This is a genomic window from Stenotrophomonas sp. YJH_SMC_19, from assembly GCF_059367915.1.
Genome location: NZ_JCAFRI010000007.1, coordinates 79,453 through 97,287, shown reverse-complemented (window position 1 = coordinate 97,287; position 17,835 = coordinate 79,453). Strand labels below are relative to the sequence as shown.

14 protein-coding genes are annotated in these 17,835 nt (G+C 64.9%); 5 read left to right on the top strand and 9 right to left on the bottom strand.

The window, feature by feature from the left end; genetic code table 11:
• Window positions 1-15 precede the first annotated feature (15 nt).
• Entirely contained in the window at window positions 16-1,290 is a 1,275-nt protein-coding gene (locus AC5P5R_RS10045; RefSeq protein WP_164281510.1) for an SGNH/GDSL hydrolase family protein, read from the top strand.
• A 75-nt stretch (window positions 1,291-1,365) separates the two neighbouring features.
• On the opposite strand, the gene fur is transcribed toward AC5P5R_RS10045, so the two are convergent.
• The gene (gene fur, locus AC5P5R_RS10040) at window positions 1,366-1,773 is read right to left on the bottom strand and encodes a ferric iron uptake transcriptional regulator (RefSeq protein WP_005409235.1); all 408 of its coding nucleotides are present in this window, start codon (window positions 1,771-1,773) and stop codon (window positions 1,366-1,368) included.
• A 103-nt stretch (window positions 1,774-1,876) separates the two neighbouring features.
• Here fur and AC5P5R_RS10035 point away from each other — a divergent pair, with 103 nt between their 5' ends.
• Window positions 1,877-2,269, top strand: a complete 393-nt coding sequence (locus AC5P5R_RS10035) for an outer membrane protein assembly factor BamE (protein WP_005409234.1) — start codon at window positions 1,877-1,879, stop codon at window positions 2,267-2,269.
• A 36-nt stretch (window positions 2,270-2,305) separates the two neighbouring features.
• Here AC5P5R_RS10035 and AC5P5R_RS10030 read toward each other — a convergent pair whose 3' ends face one another.
• A complete protein-coding gene (locus AC5P5R_RS10030) occupies window positions 2,306-2,563 on the bottom strand; it encodes an RnfH family protein (protein ID WP_100438406.1) in 258 nt (85 codons plus the stop codon).
• Between the two features lie 3 nt (window positions 2,564-2,566).
• The gene (locus AC5P5R_RS10025; protein ID WP_005409232.1) at window positions 2,567-2,992 is read right to left on the bottom strand and encodes a type II toxin-antitoxin system RatA family toxin; all 426 of its coding nucleotides are present in this window, start codon (window positions 2,990-2,992) and stop codon (window positions 2,567-2,569) included.
• A gap of 57 nt (window positions 2,993-3,049) precedes the next feature.
• On the opposite strand from AC5P5R_RS10025, the gene smpB reads away from it, so the two are divergent.
• On the top strand, window positions 3,050-3,553 hold the full coding sequence (gene smpB / locus AC5P5R_RS10020; protein WP_005409231.1) for an SsrA-binding protein SmpB: 504 nt from the start codon (window positions 3,050-3,052) through the stop codon (window positions 3,551-3,553).
• 125 nt (window positions 3,554-3,678) lie between these two features.
• On the opposite strand, the gene AC5P5R_RS10015 is transcribed toward smpB, so the two are convergent.
• Entirely contained in the window at window positions 3,679-4,251 is a 573-nt protein-coding gene (locus AC5P5R_RS10015) for a hypothetical protein (RefSeq protein ID WP_005409230.1), read from the bottom strand.
• A 485-nt stretch (window positions 4,252-4,736) separates the two neighbouring features.
• Here AC5P5R_RS10015 and AC5P5R_RS10010 point away from each other — a divergent pair, with 485 nt between their 5' ends.
• A complete protein-coding gene (locus AC5P5R_RS10010) occupies window positions 4,737-5,618 on the top strand; it encodes an ATP-binding protein (protein ID WP_164281511.1) in 882 nt (293 codons plus the stop codon).
• Window positions 5,587-5,937, top strand: a complete 351-nt coding sequence (locus AC5P5R_RS10005) for an STAS-like domain-containing protein (RefSeq protein ID WP_425515486.1) — start codon at window positions 5,587-5,589, stop codon at window positions 5,935-5,937. The genes AC5P5R_RS10010 and AC5P5R_RS10005 overlap by 32 nt, the downstream gene beginning before the upstream one ends.
• A gap of 187 nt (window positions 5,938-6,124) precedes the next feature.
• Here the strand turns inward: AC5P5R_RS10005 and AC5P5R_RS10000 are convergent, their stop codons facing one another.
• From AC5P5R_RS10000 to AC5P5R_RS09980, 5 genes are all read right to left on the bottom strand, one after another.
• Complete coding sequence (locus tag AC5P5R_RS10000; RefSeq protein WP_164281513.1) at window positions 6,125-6,805, bottom strand: radical SAM protein; 681 nt, start codon at window positions 6,803-6,805, stop codon at window positions 6,125-6,127.
• Between the two features lie 503 nt (window positions 6,806-7,308).
• Window positions 7,309-8,241 (bottom strand): SOS response-associated peptidase family protein, encoded by a 933-nt coding sequence (locus tag AC5P5R_RS09995; RefSeq protein ID WP_164281514.1) that lies wholly within the window; start codon window positions 8,239-8,241, stop codon window positions 7,309-7,311.
• Window positions 8,242-8,323: 82 nt separating this feature from the next.
• Window positions 8,324-8,743 (bottom strand): hypothetical protein, encoded by a 420-nt coding sequence (locus tag AC5P5R_RS09990; protein ID WP_164281515.1) that lies wholly within the window; start codon window positions 8,741-8,743, stop codon window positions 8,324-8,326.
• 32 nt (window positions 8,744-8,775) lie between these two features.
• Complete coding sequence (locus AC5P5R_RS09985) at window positions 8,776-16,686, bottom strand: PLxRFG domain-containing protein (protein ID WP_164281516.1); 7,911 nt, start codon at window positions 16,684-16,686, stop codon at window positions 8,776-8,778.
• Entirely contained in the window at window positions 16,686-17,606 is a 921-nt protein-coding gene (locus tag AC5P5R_RS09980) for a hypothetical protein (RefSeq protein ID WP_164281517.1), read from the bottom strand. Before AC5P5R_RS09980 ends, AC5P5R_RS09985 begins: the two co-directional genes overlap by 1 nt.
• Window positions 17,607-17,835 lie beyond the last annotated feature (229 nt).

Here is a 17,835-nt window from a genome sequence, read left to right as displayed (position 1 = left end):
ACCCGGGATTGCCCGATGAATCGTTTCAGCCAGCTCGTCACAACCGCATTGATCGGCCTGTCCAGTGCCGCAAGCGCCGCCAGCGCCCCCCCTGCGCCGCACTGGGTCGCCAGCTGGCAGGCCAGCCCGCAACCGGTCTGGGGCGCGGAATTCCTGTTTCCGACCCTGGTCCCGGCCGCACTGCAGGACCAGACCTTCCGCCAGACGGCACGTATCAGCCTGGGCGGGTCTCGGCTGCGGGTGCGGCTGAGCAATGCCTACGGCACCCAACCACTGCGGATCGGGGCGGCGAGCGTGGCCGCCCGGGCGGGGGACACCCCGCAGCCGCTCAGTTTCGAAGGCCAGCCCGGGGTACTGATCGGCCCCGGGCAGGAACGGCTGAGCGATCCGCTGCCACTGGCCACGGCTGACCGGCAGGCGCTGCAGGTCAGCGTCTTCGTGCCGGGGCCGATGCCGGTACAGACGTTCCATTGGGAGGGCAGGCAGACCAGTTGGATTGCGCCTGGCGACCAGAGCCAGGCCCAGACACTGAGCGGGGCCAGCAGCACCACGGCCCGCCTGTTCCTGGCCGGCATCGAGGTCGAGGCGCCGACCAGCGCACGCAGCGTGGTGGTGATCGGCGATTCGATCACCGACGGCGCCACCGCCAGCCTCGACCAGGACCAGCGCTGGACCGACCATCTGGCCGCACGTTTGGTCCCGTACGGGGCGGCGGTGGTCAATGCCGGCATCTCGGGTGGCCGCCTCTTGCACGACGGCATGGGGGAATCCGCGCTCGCCCGCTTCCAACGCGATGTGCTGGATCAGCCTGGCGTGTCCAGCGTGATCGTGCTGGTTGGCATCAATGACATCAGCTGGCCCGGCACCGCCTTCGCGCGCAAGCAGGCGCGGCCCACGCTTGCCGAGCTGCAGGCAGGCTACCGCGCCCTGGCCGAACAGGCCCATCGGCGGGGTCTACGCATCCTCGGCGCCACCCTGATGCCGTTCGCCGGCGCCCTGCCAGGCACGCCGCTGGACGACTACTACCACCCGGACAAGGACGCCCTGCGCCGCCAGCTCAATGCCTGGCTGCGCACCGACGGGCCGTTCGACGCGGTGATCGACCTGGACGCGGCCCTGCGCGATCCGGCCGATCCGTCACGGATGGCCGCTGCCTACGACTCCGGCGATCACCTGCATCCGGGTGATGCGGGGAACCGGGCGATGGCCGAGGCGGTGGATCTGGACGTGCTGCTTGGAGGTCAGGGGTCGGCCGGCGTCGGATCCCTTTGCGCCAGCAAAGGGCTCTGACCCCAGCACGCGACCCAGCAACGAAAAACCCCGGGCAGGCCCGGGGTTTCGTCGCATCTGGCTGGCTGGATCGGCTTACTTGCGCTTCTTGCGCACGTACAGCACCAGCGAGTGCTCTTCCAGTTCGTAGCCGTGGTCGGCTGCGATCTTGCGCTGCAGCTCCTCGATCTCATGGCTCTCGAACTCGATGATCTTGCCGCTGTCCACGTCGACCATGTGGTCGTGGTGGCCGCCACGGTCAAGTTCGTAGACCGCCTGGCCGCCCTCGAAATTGTGCTTGAGCACGAGGCCGGCGGCCTCGAACTGGGTCAGCACCCGGTACACCGTCGCCAGGCCGATCTCGTCGCCATGCTCCAGCAGCTGGCGGTAGATGTCTTCGGCGGTCATGTGGTGCTGGGCATTGCGCTGCTCGAGCAGCGCCAGGATCCGCATCCGCGGATGGGTCACCTTCAGGCCGACTTTACGCAGGTCGTGGGTTTCCATAGGTCTCCGTTCATTGGCGATTTAGCGCCAGCTGCCTCGGATTGGGTCGCGGTGGCACGCCGGGAGTGTATCATCGGTTTGATTTCCCCAACCGCCAGTCCCGATGCGCAATCTCCTGTTGGTCGCCGCCGTCGCCCTGTCCACCACCGGGTGCGGCATCATCTACAAGCAACCCATCTATCAGGGCAACCTGATCCGGGAAGATGCCGTGGCCAAGCTGCAGGTCGGGCAGAGCAAGCAGCAGGTCACCGCGCTGCTGGGCACCCCGTCCATTCCCGATCCGTTCCACGCCCAGCGCTGGGACTACACCTCCAGCCAGCGGGTGAACCGCTTGGGACGTACTGAAGTGAAGAACTTCGTGGTGTTCTTCGAGAATGACACCGTGACCCGTTGGGAAGGCGATTACTTCCCGGGCAACGACAAGGCCCTGGCCCAGCAGACCGTGCGCCAGTTCGGCCGCAACCTGCCGAAGGACAAGAAGAAGAAGGGCCGCTGAGGCCCCCTGCCCGTCCCCACGGACGGGTTGCGGGCATCAACCGCCGAGCGCGCGGCGCCGGCGGTTGTCCTTGGGGTCGGCCAGCAACGGGCGTAGCAGCTCAATGCGGTCACCCTCCAGCAACACCTGCTGCGGGCGCGCCAGTACGCCATGCACGGCCACGGCCGGGCATCGGTCACTGCCTTCCAGCGCGGCGGCGGCAATGGCATCGGCCACGGTCGCGCCCTCGTCCAGCTGCAGCCGGCGCGACAGCACCTGCTGCGGCCAGGCCAGCACCACGTCGACCTCGATCATCGCTCAGGCCTCGTCGGCGACGCGGACGAAATCATTGACCATCCGATCGGCCAGACCCTGGAAGCCGATCGCCAGGGCCGGCCCCAGCAGGCGCGAGCTGGGCTCGAATTCCAGGGTCAGGGTGACCTTGCAGGCGTCCTCGGCCAGCGCATGGAATTCCCAGCGGCCGTGCAACTGCTTGAACGGGCCATCGCGCAGCTGCATGTCGATGCTGTGCGGGCGCTGCAGGGTGTTTTCGGTCTGGAACCAGGTGCTGAACGAACCCAGGCCCAGGTCCAGGCGCGCCACCAGCCGGTCCTCGCCCTGCTCCAGGATCTGGGCAGCCGAGCACCAGCGGAAGCGGCGCGGATAGGCCTGGACATCGTTGACCAGGTCGAACATGCGCGCGGACGAATGTTCGACCAGGGCGCTGCGGCGGATAGTAGGCATGAATACAGGACGTTTCGGCAATCGACCGGGCGGGCCCGAATCGGAGACAATACGGAAATGAGCAAGAACAGCGGCAAGGATAAAGCAAAGAGCGCGACGGCCAACAAGACCATCGCGTTGAACAAGCGTGCCCGCCACGAGTACCACATCGAAGAACGCTTCGAGGCCGGCCTGGCACTGCAGGGCTGGGAGGTGAAGTCGATCCGCGCTGGCCGCGGCAACATCATCGATGCCTACGCCTACGTGAAGCACGGCGAGATCTTCCTGATCGGCGCCCAGATCACCCCGTTGATCCAGGCCTCCACCCACGTGGTGGCCAACGACCGGCGCGAGCGCAAGCTGCTGCTGCACCGGAGCGAGATCGACAAGCTGGTCGGCAAGGTCGAGCGCGATGGCTACACCATCGTGCCCACCGCGATGTACTGGAGCAAGAACAAGATCAAGCTCGAAGTCGCGCTGGCCAAGGGCAAGCAGACCCACGACAAGCGCGATGCCGCCAAGGACCGCGACTGGGCGATCGAGAAGCAGCGCGTGATGCGTCGCGGCAACCGCGACGCGTAAGGCCGCTGCGCATCACCCTGTAAAGCCGAGCCATGCTCGGCTGTCTTGGTCTTCTGTAGAGCCGAGCCATGCTCGGCTTCGGTAAGAAAAGCAGTCGAGCATGGCTCGACGCTACAAAAGGCGGGTCACCCCGCCAGCATGCCCTGCCCGCGCATGCGCGGCGCCAGCGCCGCGTGCATCACCGCCAGGTGCATCACCACCGCCAGTTCCGGCGCGTAGCGGTCATCGCCTTCCCGCCACTGCTGGGCCAGCTGCGCGGCATCATCGGGCAGCAACGACAGCAACTGGGCATCATCCAGCGCATCGGCGGCGCCCTGCAGCTGGCGCGCCAACTGCCGCGACTGCCACACGTGCACGCCAATACTGAGACTGGCCAGCGACATCAGGACCACGGCCAGCCCGTGCTCGAACCACTGCGACAGCACTTCCGGCCCCCACAGCAGGGCCGCCAGTACGGCCAGGCCCGGTAGGCGCCAGCCGAGCCAATGGATGCGACCGCGCTGCGACCAGTGCACCACCACCGCGCTGGCGACCAGTGCCGCCGCGGCCGTGGCCGGCAACTCCGTCACCCAGGTGGCCGCCAGCAGCACCGCCAGCACGGCCCAGACCCAGCCGGGCGGCAACGCGCGCCGCTGATAGTCGGCACCGACCGGCCCGATCAGCTGTCGCAGGCTGCGTTGTTGGCTTGCATCGGTCACCCACAGTCTCCGTGTCTGTCCTGGCTCGGATGGTCGTCGCCAGTGTGTCGCAAATTCGTGCCAATGACGTTACCAATCCGCTATGACGGCGGCTCTACAACGTGTTGTGGACTGCAAAGGTGACTGTTCAGCTGTTTTGCCGTAGCATTGCAACCGTTGGGCAGGCCCTGACCGTGGCAACGCGGGATCGGCCCTGTACCTTGCAGCACTGTAGAAACCGGGGGTGCATTGTCCCCGTGACGCCATCGGCGCCGGTTTCCAGGAAGCAGAAATAACGAAGCCCATCAATGCCTTAGCTTGATGGGCTTTTTTGTTCACGACTGCCGCATGGGCAGAAATGGGCATCGATTGGCAGCGTTTGGTCAACTTTTTGGTCAACATCCGATGTTGACCGAGTGCCGAGCGCCCGCCGTAGCACATCGTTAACATTTGCTGACCCATCACGTAGACTCCGATGCTCTTTTTCATGGACGGAAGGATGCTGTATGGCGCGCGAGACAAAGCTGGGGGACATTCAAGGGTGGCACCAACGTCTTAAGGAACTGAAGCATGAGCGTCAGTGTCAGACGCCCAAGTTTTTGCTGCCCTTTCACTTTGTGACCATGGCGCTGCTTCTAAAGGAAGAACAGGCGAGGATTGTCAGGCTCCCGGAGCACATTGAGCAGTACGCCGCCCTGCTTAAGCTTCGAGAAGCAATTGGCCTTGAGCCCGCGAGCAACCAGCCCTTACCTTCCAACACTGGCAGCCGGTACCACGAGATTACGCCCCTTACCGGACTGCCAGCCGTTGACTCATCGGCGGCCGCCTTGGCGGAAATGTTGACGGATGATGGCAAAAATGCTAGCAATGAAGTTCAGGGCAATATTTTCACGATGCTGTCAGAGTTGCTAGGCAACTGTTACCACCATGCTCGGGCCAACGACGGCCTTCACGGGTTAGCGTGCGCCCAGACTTGGTACAAAGACGCCAGGGCCCAGATCGCTATCGCTGACAGTGGCATCGGAATTCGAAAGAGCTTGATGGAGAGCAGTGATTTGGCGCCTCGACTCAGGAGAGAGAATGCCTGCGCTCTAGCGTGCGAGCTGGGTGTTTCCAGCAAGCTAGGTGTCGGGCACGCCGGGTACGGACTTGCAATTGCTAAGGACTTGGCAATGCAGACTCGCAATTCGACGCTGCTGGTTCAGTCTTGCAATGAAGCTCTCTTCATCGATAACGGTAAGGTGTCTGAAATTTCAGACTTTGATTACGCCCTACCTGGCACACTGATTGTGTTCGAGTGGGACCTCAGCAAGCCCTTGGATCTTGGCAACGTCTACAAACAATGGCCGGCGAACGATGATGAACAAGACAAGCCAGATTTCTTCTGACATGTTCAAGGTACGTGATATGTGTACCAGCACCACAACCCGCCCTAGCGGAATGGCGGCACGGCGTCTCCTACGCTCAGCGCTGCATCCACCGCACCCAGTTACCGTTGATTTGGAAGGTGTTGTGCTGACGCCTTCATTTGCGGACGAGTTCCTAGGTGTACTGCTGATTGAGCTAGGTGAGCCTGCGTTCCGACAAGCTGTGCGAATCGTAAACGTCGAAGGGGCATCGAAATCCCTCCTACAGCAGATCCTCGCCAGGCGCGCTGCAAGGCCATTTGCCAACGTTGCAGCTCACAACAATCTTCACGCTAAGTAACTAAGATACTCCGCCCACCTTGGCCGTGCCGTCATAGCTACGGGTAGGCGCGACCACTATGAAAGCCCATCAATGCCTTTGCTTGATGGGCTTTTTTGTTCATGACTGCCGCGTGGGCAGAAATGGGCTCGATTGGCAGCGTTTGGTCAACTTCTTGGTCAACATTTGATGTTGACCAACACCATGATCAGTCCACCGGCGGATCACCGAGTTGCTGGTTCTCATCCTCAAGCTGCTTGATGATCCGGCCCATCACTGTGTGTAGTTCGTTATGCGGCTGATCGACCAGTTCCCAGTTCCTCATCATCGTCAAGCTGGCCTTGGCATCCATGGTTGCCCAGACAACATCGATCAAGCCGTTTAACGCAGATCTAACTTCCTCAGAATGAAGTCTTGACTGCAAAGGGATAAGCGCGGCCGACGCTTGGCGAACTTCATCGTTGACCTTGGCCACAGACTGCAGCAAAGCCTCGCGCTCCATCGAGTTAGCGGGCAAAAAGGCTGCGGCCCCCCTTTCCCATCCGAGAGCCTTCATCTTCACCTTGTAAGCATCGGTCGCGGCACGCATGAAGGTGACCACCAGCGGCTGGAGTTCCAGCAGGTTTGCGCGCTCAGCCTCCAAGCGCCGCATCCGCAGCACGTCATAGCGCTGCTCACGTCGGAGGTCCTTGTCGTGCCTTCTCCGCCCCTTCTCCGTGACGTAGTCCTGGAACCACTTCAACCCGAAGCCAATGATCAGCGTAGCCACCGGCACCAACCACTTCCAGTCGGTGCCATCGTTTGCCGCTGCAGTGGCCGCCGGAGCAACCTCAGCTGTTGCCACGAAAAGAGCTTCCAGCATCTTCAGATCCCCAGTTCCTGCGGTCATTTTGCCTGAACGATTTGACGAATCGATCAAATCGCCGGTTTGAGCAAACCGGCGCCGCAGCACCCATGCAGACTACTCGCCTTCCATTCCAGGAAATGGCGGCTTCAAGGTGTCCCTGGCCAGACGATTGCCCCGGATCGCATTTCGCCACTCCACGATCTTTGCCACGTCGTCCCTCAGCCTCGCCTCGTGCCTCGCCACCCAGAGCTCGGCGCCGGCGCGGCCCTGCTCGTAGCTGGTGCATTTCCGACATGGTCCGTTACCAGGACCATACCGATGTCGATCGAGGTGCGCGACCCAGATGCCATCATCGACACGCTCGGTCATGGACAAGACCCAGACGCCCTGGCAGGCAATCACAGTCAGCGGGTCGTCCGGCCAGCTCGCAGAGCGTGCGGTCCAGTAGAAGGAGTCGGGAAGCGGCATTGCCGGCAGGATACGAATGGCGGTCGCAGCATCTGCGATTGTGAGCACTATATTGCCACGCCACGGTCGCTCCCCTCCTATGCGGCGAGCCGGTGCTCGTAGAAGGGGTGCCGCTTGTCGTCGAAGATCCGATACAACGCGGCCAGGTCAGCCGGGTCCGGATTGAGCCAGGCATCGACGTGCTCGGGCTTGATGTTGATGATCGTCCGATCATGGCCGGCCGCGGCGACTTCGGGCTCGGGTTCGTCGGTGATCGCGGCGAAAGACAGCAGGTCGGGCTCTTTTCCTGCGGGATCCGTCCAGTGCGACCACAGGCAGGCCACCATCATCGGTTCGCCGGTGCGCGGCGTGAACTGCACGACCTGGTTCTTGCCCTCCGGACCTTCCACATTCTCGTAGAACGTCTCAACCACCATCAGCCCATGGGTGTGGCCGAATGCCGGCGTCCAGAATTTCTCCAGGCTATCCCGGCGCGCGTTGTAGGTGCCCGGGAATCGCTGGTCATAGTTGGCCGGCTTCCCAGCCAGGCGGCACTGGTAGCGCATGGGCTTGATGACCAGCTTCCCTGCCTCGGAAACGATCACTGGGGCATAGACGCCGGGAAAGATGCGGCTGTCACGGTCCTTCGGCTCAACGCGCTGTAGATCCGCCAGCCGCGCCTTGGCGCGCTCGATCTTGTTGCCGGCAATCCGCACGTCCTCGCGGGCCTTCTTCGTCTCCTTCACCTGCAGCGCGCGCTCAGCGTCGGCCAGCCGCTTGCGGTTGGCGAACAGCTCCTGCTCCAGCACCGCGGCCTCTGCCCGGTTCCACTGCTCGACCTCGGCCCACACCGCCAGCTCCGCCGGGCTCGCGCCGGCCCGGAATGCGTCGTCCATTGCCTTCGGGGTCTTGGGCCGCTTCTTCCCCGGGTCGTGCGCGTACAGCGCCGCGAACTCCTGCAGAGACAGCGTGGCGCCGGTCATGCGGACCAGCTTCTGGTAAGCAGCAGTGATCTGGGCGGAATAGCACATGGCCGGATTACAGCATGCCGGCCTTATGGCTCCGTGAGCGCGCTGAGCCGGGAAAGGGGCCGCCGCAGCGGCCCTGTGGACCTCACAGGTCGGGCAATCCCAGGATCCGCCGCATCGTGGACAGAAACACCATCGAGCTACGGGCCTGTGCGTGCTGGTCCCGTGTCAGCTGGTCATACATCTCCAGCAACTCCGGCGGGATGTGCCCTACCCGGCCTGCCTTGAAGGCCTCCATCGAGATCACCTGAGCTTTGTGGCGCTCATCTTCCATGCCCTTCTCCAGCGTCTGGCGGCGGGAGTGCCGCCCCCTCGATGCCTTGGGCCCCACCTCCAAGCCTGTTGCAGGCGAAAGAAAACCAGCACCGCTGTCCCTCGGCTGGGCTTTCTCCTGCGATCCCTTTCCACTGGCAACCACCTGCAAGTCCTTCTTGTCCATCAACCAATGCCCCTGTATCGATAGGGCCGGCACCATCGCCGGCGTCTTCACATTGGTTTCATCCAAGCAGATCCGATGGCGGGGCAAAGTTGCAGCAACTACTCCGTCACGGCTTTGTTCAGACGCGCGGCCAGCTTCGGGTTGAGGATGATCCCGGCCTCGGCCCTGGCGCTATAGCGGGCGCGGTTCTTGATGGAATGCTGCAGACCGCTCGAAGTGATGGCCAGTTCCGGATTGACCTTGTTGAAGTCGCGGATCTTGGCCAGAACGGAGGCGCGATCGCTGACGTCACCATTGCGCAGCGCCATAGCGAAGGCATTTACAAGTGATTTGCGGCGATCGAGGATGTGCTGCTCGTAGTTCTTCAGCGCACGGGTCGTCTCGTACTGCCTGGACACCTTTTCCGGCGCGAAGCCGTTGGCCTGCAGCAGGATCTCCCAGGGCGACAGATCGGCCACGACGGGATCGCCGCGCAGGGTGTTGACGCCCTGGGTCGCGTAACGGCCAGCCTTGATCATGTCCTTGAGCCCCTTGGGCAGCATGGTCTCCACGCCGCGCATGATGTGACCCTCGTCGACCTGCTGCTTGCCGACCAGCACGTTCTTCAGGACGCCGCCCATCGGCCCCGCGGCCTGCTCGAGCAGGTTGTTGAACATGCCGCGGCCGTCGAGCTCGCGATCAGCGTCACGGATCCACAGGCTGTCCAGCCCGACGCGGCCGGAAATGTTCGCGCCGGTCAGTTTGTCGGCCGGCCCGTGCAGCAGTAGATCCGCGCCGCCCTGCCCCAGCATGCCGGTGAGGAAAGCCCGCAGCTCGGTCTCTGCATCCCACGGCTCGTCGTCATCCCCGAAGGTGGCCTGGATGCCATTGAGCGCCCCCATGATCATGCCCATCATCGGCAGACCCATGGCGCCGGAGAACAGTGCGCTCATGCCCAGCAGGCCGGTCAGGTTGCGCCGGGCAATTTGCCGCACCTGTGGGTCCTGGCCCTTGGTGGCCTGCCACACCATCCGCCCGAGCGCCCAGGTCATGTTCAGGCTGTACTGGCGGAACATCAGCAGCACCTTCGCTGTGCCGCTCTGCATGAAGCGGGCACGATTGGCGTTGCTGTAGTCGAAATGGGTATCGAAGATGGCGTCGCGGGCGAACTTCACCGCCTCGTCGAACGACTTGCCATCCGCGCGTGCCAGGCGGTAGGCGGCCATGCCGGTCGCCTCGCGGTTGATCACCTCGGTCTTGTGGAAGCCCCAGCCGATGATCTCCATGGCCTTGCTCCAGGCTGGGTTGTAGCCGGTCTTGCCGCCCTCAGCGATGCCGGCAAGGTTGTGGGCCTGTGTCTTCTCGATCGCGCCGGCGACTTCCAACGCCTGATAGGCGCGGAGCTCGTCGGGGTTGGTCAGGGTCTTCTGGATGTTGCCCACGGTGCGCACAGCGTCGCGGCTGGCGGCCAGCAGGTAGTTCATCGCCTTGACCCCGCCGTGTCGTGAGGCCAGATAGGGATAGCTGACCAGGGCGGTCTGGGTCACGTTCACCAGCGCCGCCGCCGGCGTGGCACCCAGGTAGTAGGTGAAGCCGAAGGACGAGATCAGGTTGGTCAGCGCCGAATCGGTCGGGTTCATGATCCATTCGTGTCGCTTGCCTAGCTCGTCCAGGAGGGCGTCACCGGCCACGATCTTTCGCGTGTCGACGCTGGGGGATGCCTGGATCTTCTTCTGTGCGTCCTTCAGGTCGGTCAGCACACCCTGCAGCTTGTGGGCGTACCGCAGGCGGGCCAGCTGGTGCGATCCGTGCTGCATGTTGTAGGCGAAGGCACGCACGGCATCAGAGTCGAAACCAGGCACCGACTTGCGGTGGATCTGGTGCTTGCGCATCGACAGCTCCGGCATGGTCTGCAGATACAGCTGGTACACCTGGTCCTGAACAGCGTCGGAGACATGCGCCGTCCGCAGCTGGTCGATCACGTCGGCCACGAAGGTGCCGCTAGGTGCGTCGGCCGCCTTGCCCTCCATCTTCATCCCCCGGGCGGTGATGGCCCATTCCCTGGCCTGAAGGTCCTTCACGGCTCGATCCAGCTCGTTCTGTGATTCGAACATGAGGAAGGTGTTGGTACCGTCCTTCTCCGCTGCAACGAAGAACTTGCCGAAGCGCTGCAGGGGGAAATAGACGCCTTGCAGCCGCGCAGATTCGAACTGCTCGCGGATCTTGTTCACCAGCATGCGTCGGCTACTGTCGCTGATGACCTGGCCTCCAACCAAATCGCCCCCCTTCAGGTCCTCGATGCGTTGGATCAAGGCCTCTTCCACTGCGTCGGACCTTGATCGATAGGCATCACGGAACTGCAGATAGAACGATTTTGCTTCTGGAGACAGCTTTGACCACTGCTCGACCAAGGGCACATATTGCCGGCGGCGGCGTGGTTCGACCTTCAGCATTGCTTTCAGCGTCTTCACTTCGTTCATCATGTTTGTCTTGGTGTCGCCGCTGCGTTCCCTCATCTGCTGCTGGATCACATTGATCGCGTGTTGAACGTTCTTGCGGTTGACCTCCTGCAGTCCCTGGCCCCCTGGCGCCTTGAACTGCAGGGGCTGATACTCGCGGGACGGGTCGACGCCGTCCATCGTGGCGTGGTGCATGAGATCGAACAGGCGCCGGCTTTCCGCCTTGTTCTTGCTAGCCCACTGACGGGCAGGTTCGGCGATCGCCTCCGCCTCCGCTTGCAGCTTGTTCCGATCGGCCTGCATTTCGGCCAGGTAGTCCGAATAGCGATCGATGGTCGGGAAATAGTCGCGCCCCAACTCCGTCAGGTGGCGGGTGGCCAGCGCACCGAGCCACGTGGGCCGCAACGCGTCCTTCGCTTTGCGCAGGCTGAGGTCTGCCAGCTTCTGCCGCGCACGCGCCAGCACGCTCTCACCCTGAAGACCCTGCTGGATAGCATCGATGTCCGCGAGAGCGTCTGCCGGCGGCATGCTGAAGAGGCGGCCGCGGGCGGCCCGTGCCACCTCGGCGCCGTTGGGCAGCACTACGCTCCAGGTGCGCGGCCCATTCTCGATCGGATCGGCCAGGACCTGGCCACCGGTGCGCTCGGCCTCAGCGCGCGCGGCACCGAGGGTCGGGAAGTCGGCCGGCCGGCCGCGCTCGTCAGCGAGGTACCACTGATCGTCGCGGCGGAGAAATCGGCCGCCATTCTGCTCGAGGAAGGCCTCGCCGCGGCCGTCGATCTGCGGCTGGGCGAACGAGTAGGAACGCACCATTTCCCGCTGCGCCTGCGCCGACATGCCGGCGCGCAGGAAGCCGTCGGCCTGGCTCAGCAGGTCCCGAACTTCGGTCTCGGACCACTTGAGCGAGGGCATCACCCGGCGGAGGAAGCGACGCACTGCCGCGGCCACGCGGCTGGTGAAGCTGTTGCGGATCCCCCGCTCCGCCATGACGGCGATCGCTTCCTTGGCGAAAGTCTCGCGATCGACGGTGCCGTAGCGCCTGGTCACGTCGACCAGCACCGACTTCAGTGCCGCAGAACCAGATCCGTTCGCGGCCAGCTGATCAATCGCGTCGACGATCTGGGCCCAATCCTTGGCCCCCACCACGGACTCCACGCCATAGTGGCCAATAGCCTCATGGGCCAGCACCTGAGCAAAGCGCTGCTCGGTGGCGATGTTGCCGGCGTTGATCCAGACGGTGGGCCGCCCGTCGTACACACCTTCGGCCCGGCGATAGCCTGGATCGACCTTGGCGCTGGCTGGGAAGTCCTCGGCCGAGCGCACTACGACAACGCTGGGCGCGTTCTCGCCCCAGTGCTGGGTCAGATCGGTTTTGAGCTGCAGCGCGCGGTCGAAGTCCAGGCCGCCGCTGGCAGCCGGTGCAGCCGATCGATTTACCCGCCCGCCGGGCCCAGGTGTTTCAGCTCTGGATCCTTCGCCAGCTGCTCCTTCGCCCACTGGCCGGAGGCCCGATACTCGGCCTTCAGCGACTCGATCTCGGAGGGCGTCAGCATCGAGACGTCCCTTGTCGAGGGTGAGGATGGTGCGCGCTTCGGACTCGGTGAGGCCTTCGAAGCCGTAGCCGAACTGGTCGCGCCACCAGGGTTCGATTGATCCGAAACGTTCACGGACGTCGGCCAGGCTCTGGGAGTTGAGGGCGATTTTCCGCGAATAGTCCTTGCCGGTCAAAGCGGTGGCCAGCACCACCTTTCCGCCGTTGTCCTCGATGTGCGTTTTCAGCTGGGCCAAGGTGCCGCCCTGGGTCAGCGTGTCATCGATCAGGACATAGTCGCGGCCCTTCTCCACCTTGCCGGTGAACGGGGGCTGGTTGGCCAGCCGGTGCAGGGCATCGCCGGCACTACGGTTGACCTTCGCGGCCTGGACGATGTCTTCGGACACCTGCAGTCCCAGCCGCTGGGCCAGCACCTCGGCAGCCATCCGCGGGATGCGGTTGTTGCCGGCGGCTTCCTGGGACTGCACGGCAACCACCAGGGGCTTGCTGCCTTCCGGCAGCGCGGCACGCACGTCCTGGACAAACTCGGGGGTGATGACGTCGCGCGCCACGCGCAGCGCCGCGGTGTCGTCGCCGGCTTTGGCTGCAGCGTAGTCCGCATGCGCGCTCAGATGCCCTGGGCGATGTGCCGTGACAACGTCCGGGAAGTCCGCCTCCCAGCCTCGACGGGAGAAGAGTGGATCGGACTTTCCCGCCGAGCTTTCCGCGACAGGGGAGCTACCGCTCTCTCGATCGGTATCACTCGGCGCAGGCTTCGAAGTCTCAGGGTTTGACGCCGGCTTGGCCTTGTCGTCCTTCTTTGCCTCTGCGGCCTTGGCCACCTTGGCCGCCTTCGCGTCCCTTCTCGACTTCCGCTCAGGCCTCCCGAGCACGGAATCCAGATCGCGCGGGCTAGGAACGGTGCTGTGCCAGCGCGGCGCCTCACCCGGAAGAGCATTCCCTTCCTTGTCCACCATCTGCACCTTCACCTGCCAGCGCGGATCCTTCCCGGGCGGCCGGAATTCGATCACCCGATCCCGAGTGTTGCCATAGGCGTTCACGATACGCCCCGGCTTGAAGTAGGCACCGAGCGTGCCGATGTCGCCGCGGTCGTACTCTGGAGACCCTGCCTTGATGCGAACCTTGGGCGTGTAAACCGGCCCTGCGTCCACCGGCCCTGAGGGTTTTGCTGGCGCTGCAGCAGTTGCAGGCTCACCTCCGTCATTGGCCGACGCACTACCGGTTTCTGCAAGTGCACCAACGGTTTCGGCAGTCGCACTCACACCTTGCCCGGAGTCGCCGACGTTCGTAGCGGGCTGCAGGGCGGGCGCCGCCTCCGCCGGCTTGGCCCTGGTGACGCGACGGGTGGTCTTCTTCGGGTCGCGCACCCACGCCTTGAACTGCTCCTGCGACATTTCCTTGATGCCACCCAGGCCGGCCCAGCCCTTCGAGTAGTTGGCCAGGTAGGTATCCCGGGCTTCCTGCTCCGACGCGGTTCCCATGATGACCTTGTGCTCATCGAAGGAACCGTCCTTGTTGACCTGGTCGACCACGTACACCGGTAGCGCTGGATCCTCAGCGCGGTCGGTCATGAAGACGTCGACGTGGTCCTTGTCCTTGCCTACGGTACCCTTGAAGTAGCCGTAGTGGTTCTTCAGCGCTGGCCAACGTGGATCCCGCTGGCTGCCGGCGGGGTTTTCGATGCTGATGTCGTGGCCGTTGATGCGGATGTGCCCCTTCTTGTAATTGCCGGCCTCCTTCTGCGCGACCGTCGGCGCAGGCAGATCGTTCTGCGGGTTCGTCGCAGCCTCAGCAGCCGCAGTGGCCACCTTCGGCGCGCCACTGGGCGCGGACGCCGTCTCCTGTCCTGGCGCCGGCTCGGCAATGCGCCGCTCCGGAGCCGTCTCGGCCAGTGTGGTCGCGTCCGTCGCGCCAACAGCGCGCGGCTCTGCGACCGGTGCGCGAGACGAACCGGTATCCGATTGCGCCTCCACCTGCCCTGGTGCGAGCTGCGGTCCGCTGGCCAGCGCCGCCGGCGCGGAACGGTCGGTGGTTGCGGGGCCGTCCAGCTGCAGATCCGCCTGCGGCGCAGCATTCCGCTGCGGCAGCGGCGCCGTGCTTGCTGCCTCCGCCGCTGCTGGAGTGCCGACGTCCGCCTGCGGCTCCGTGAGGCCACGACGTCGCTCCCCCTTGACCTCTTCGAGCAGCGGCCGCACGCGAGCACTGGACAGTCCGTACTGATCGCGCATGGAGCGCAGCAGCGTCGGCGTGTTGATTCCACCATGGGTCTCGACCTGGTACTGCAGGCCGTTGTGCAGCAGCTGCTTGATGTCCGTCGGGGTGGGCTCGCGCAGCGCTTCACCGGTCTGTGCGTCAACCCAAGGTGGCGCGACTGCGGGCGCCAGCGGCGGTGCCGCAGCTGCCGGCACTTCGGGCGTAGCCAGGCCTGTCTGGCCGCCCTGCACTTGAGCAGGCTCGGCCTCGGCGATAGCCGCGATGGCAGTAGGTTCGTTGGGCCGCCGAGCCTGGGACACCAGGTTGGCTACATCTGCGATCGAGTCGGGGACTGCGTCGGGGAAAGGCACCGATGGCTGTGGACGTGCAGCGACCCGGCGCCCGTCGAAGGGCGCGGACATGCCTCGGCCCTGCGGGAACCGCATTTCGGGCTCGGCCATCACCTCCGGTCGAACACCGCCGGGAGTGATGGTCCCATCCGGGGCCGCGGTCATCACTTCAGGCGGCGGGAGCGCGAGCATCTGTGGTATCGGTGGCGGCGGCAGCGATGGCGGCGTGGGAACCGGCCTACGTGCCAAGCGCTCGCGCTCAGCATCGGCTGCCACCGCGGCCTGATTGTCGCCGCGGCTGGCGATCGCGCCGCCGGCGGCCATACCGCCGCCGAGCAAACCGCCGATCGCCGCACCGGTACCGGCGGCCTCGGGGACGCCCTCCCATGCCGCCTGGGCCGGGTCGACCTGACGCTGACCGAGATTGCCGGCCAACTGCGACCCGCCCTCCTGGAGGCCTTCTTCGACAGTCTCTCGCGCGGCACCAGCCAGCATCGCCTTCGGCTTGCGTGCCAAGCCGCGGGTGAAAACGTCAGCCTCGAACGGCGCCGCGATGCGGCCGGCAATCGCGGCGATTGGTGCCGTGATGGCTTGCGCTTCCATGGACGCGCCACGCGCGATCGTTTCCTTCACCGTCTGCGGGTCGCCGCCGGCGGCAACCATTCGCTTGTACTCCGGATTCGCGTCCCACACCGACTGCGGCTGTGCCATGGCCTGCTGGTATGTCTGCTGGCCTGCCGAACCCGTCTCCATCACCGTCGTCATACCAGTGGCAGCGGCCGTCGCTGCCCGATGCCCAGCGGCAGTCGCAGCTGTTTCCGCCGCCTCGGTACCGAGGCCCTTGGCCAGCGCCCCGGCCATGGCCCGCTCGCCTGCCTGAGCCGCTGCAGCGCGCGTGCCAGCGCCCATCGTGGCAATGTTCGGCACCTGCTCGGCAAGGAAGTTTCCGATCAGCCGCGGCGAGGACAGCACCTTGCCGGCGCTGGCGAAGAAGCCCTTGGTGTCCTGCAGCTCCTGCTTTTCCTGCTTGAGCGCTTCAGACTGGCTCTCGCCGAGGTAGTCGGTGGCCATCTGCGTCGCCTTGGAGAGGCCCGCACTGTCGGATCCAGCACGACGTCCACCCAAGATTTCCGACGGCGTGCCCGGCACCAGAGCGGCCGTCTCCGATGCCCCCTTTACGCCCAGGCGATCCAGGCCGCGCAGGCCCTGCCGGACCAGGTTCGTCGGCTCCAGAGAGTTTCGCTGCTCAATGGCGCCACCGATGATGTTCGCAGCGCCGGTGGCGATGCCGAGCCCTGTGTCCTTGATAGCCTCGCCCCAGGTGCGCTCGGGGCGCTTGGCGACCTTCTGAAACGGATCCCCCTGCACGGGTGACAGAGTCGGTCGGCGCGCGACCTTGTCCCCCGCTGACGGCGCCTGGCCCGCCGCTGGAGCTGCCCCAAACGGGTTTCCATCGACCTTTTCAAACGTTGCCATCAGAGGTTCACCTTCGAGTAGCTTCCGTCGTTGTTCTGCACGTACCAGTTCCCATCCGGCGCCCTACGCGCGCCGGCAACCGGCGGCGACTCTTCAGGCCGCAATCCGCGATAGAGCGGATCCGCGTCGAGCTCGGCCAAGGCAGCCTTCTTCGCGGCCTCATCCATAGCGACATTCCCGGAAATGGCGTTGAATCGATCGGTGTAGGACTTCAGGCGATCGGCGTCGGTGAGTTCGCCGGTTTGTCGTGGCGCCTGCGCGGCGCGCACGTTCTGGCCATCAGCACCGGTCACGGGCCGCCAGCTGCCGTCACCACCGACAACACCCATGCTGCCGTCCGCAGCAACCGAGATCTCCGGACGCCGTGCGATGCGCGTCGTTTCCAGCGACGCCTGGCGATTGGCAGCGTTGTCCTGCATCTGAGCATTGAACTGACCGGCCTGCAGTGCGCGGTTGGCGTCGCCCTGCGCCGCGACCTCGTTTGCCTGGCCTGCAGCAAGATCGGCTTCGTCCTGCGTGCGGAGCGCAGATGCGCGCTCCGCCTGGCGCGCGCCTGCCTCGCCCAGGATCGCCTGGGCTACGGCGGCACGACCGCTCGGGCTGCCCTTCAAGCTGGCGCTCCCCATTGCGCGGGTGAGCTTGTCCACTGCGGTATCGGCCGGATTCTCGATGATCCCTCCCTGACGGCCGCGCTGCGCAATCTGCGGAGTCGGCCGGGGCGCCACCACTGCCGGCGTTGTTGGGGCGGCAGCAAGGGGCGACACAACGGGAGCCAGAGAGCCGCCTGCTGGAGCGGCTGAGGCAGCCCCACTGGCGGCTGCGACGGTGGCGGCGGACCCGGTGAACACAGAATTGCCGTTGGCATCCACTGTGCGGGTAATGCCTGTCGGCAACGCGGCGGTGCGGCCGTCCTGCGTCATGTAGGTGCTCGGCGCCACTGCAGTGGTTGCTGCAGCCCGGGGAGCTACGGCACCTGCAGCACCCGCAAGTGGCGCCGTGGAGCTCACGCTCGAACTGACACCTGTGAAGTCCGCCCCGATCGACGGTCGCCCGGCCAGGCGGGAGCCGCTGAGCGGCGCGGTCGAATCGACGCTGGCCGAGACCCCAGAGAAGGATGGCTTAGGTCTCGGGGCTGACGGGAGGCGCAGC

Bases quoted from the DNA above. Each gene is read 5' to 3' on its own strand.
- AC5P5R_RS10045 (WP_164281510.1), top strand. From the start codon at position 16: ATGAATCGTTTCAGCCAGCTCGTCACAACCGCATTGATCGGCCTGTCC.
- fur (WP_005409235.1), bottom strand. From the start codon at position 1,773: ATGGAAACCCACGACCTGCGTAAAGTCGGCCTGAAGGTGACCCATCCG.
- AC5P5R_RS10035 (WP_005409234.1), top strand. From the start codon at position 1,877: ATGCGCAATCTCCTGTTGGTCGCCGCCGTCGCCCTGTCCACCACCGGG.
- AC5P5R_RS10030 (WP_100438406.1), bottom strand. From the start codon at position 2,563: ATGATCGAGGTCGACGTGGTGCTGGCCTGGCCGCAGCAGGTGCTGTCG.
- AC5P5R_RS10025 (WP_005409232.1), bottom strand. From the start codon at position 2,992: ATGCCTACTATCCGCCGCAGCGCCCTGGTCGAACATTCGTCCGCGCGC.
- smpB (WP_005409231.1), top strand. From the start codon at position 3,050: ATGAGCAAGAACAGCGGCAAGGATAAAGCAAAGAGCGCGACGGCCAAC.
- AC5P5R_RS10010 (WP_164281511.1), top strand. From the start codon at position 4,737: ATGGCGCGCGAGACAAAGCTGGGGGACATTCAAGGGTGGCACCAACGT.
- AC5P5R_RS10005 (WP_425515486.1), top strand. From the start codon at position 5,587: ATGATGAACAAGACAAGCCAGATTTCTTCTGACATGTTCAAGGTACGT.
- AC5P5R_RS10000 (WP_164281513.1), bottom strand. From the start codon at position 6,805: ATGACCGCAGGAACTGGGGATCTGAAGATGCTGGAAGCTCTTTTCGTG.
- AC5P5R_RS09995 (WP_164281514.1), bottom strand. From the start codon at position 8,241: ATGTGCTATTCCGCCCAGATCACTGCTGCTTACCAGAAGCTGGTCCGC.
- AC5P5R_RS09985 (WP_164281516.1), bottom strand. From the start codon at position 16,686: ATGGCAACGTTTGAAAAGGTCGATGGAAACCCGTTTGGGGCAGCTCCA.
- AC5P5R_RS09980 (WP_164281517.1), bottom strand. From the start codon at position 17,606: ATGACGCAGGACGGCCGCACCGCCGCGTTGCCGACAGGCATTACCCGC.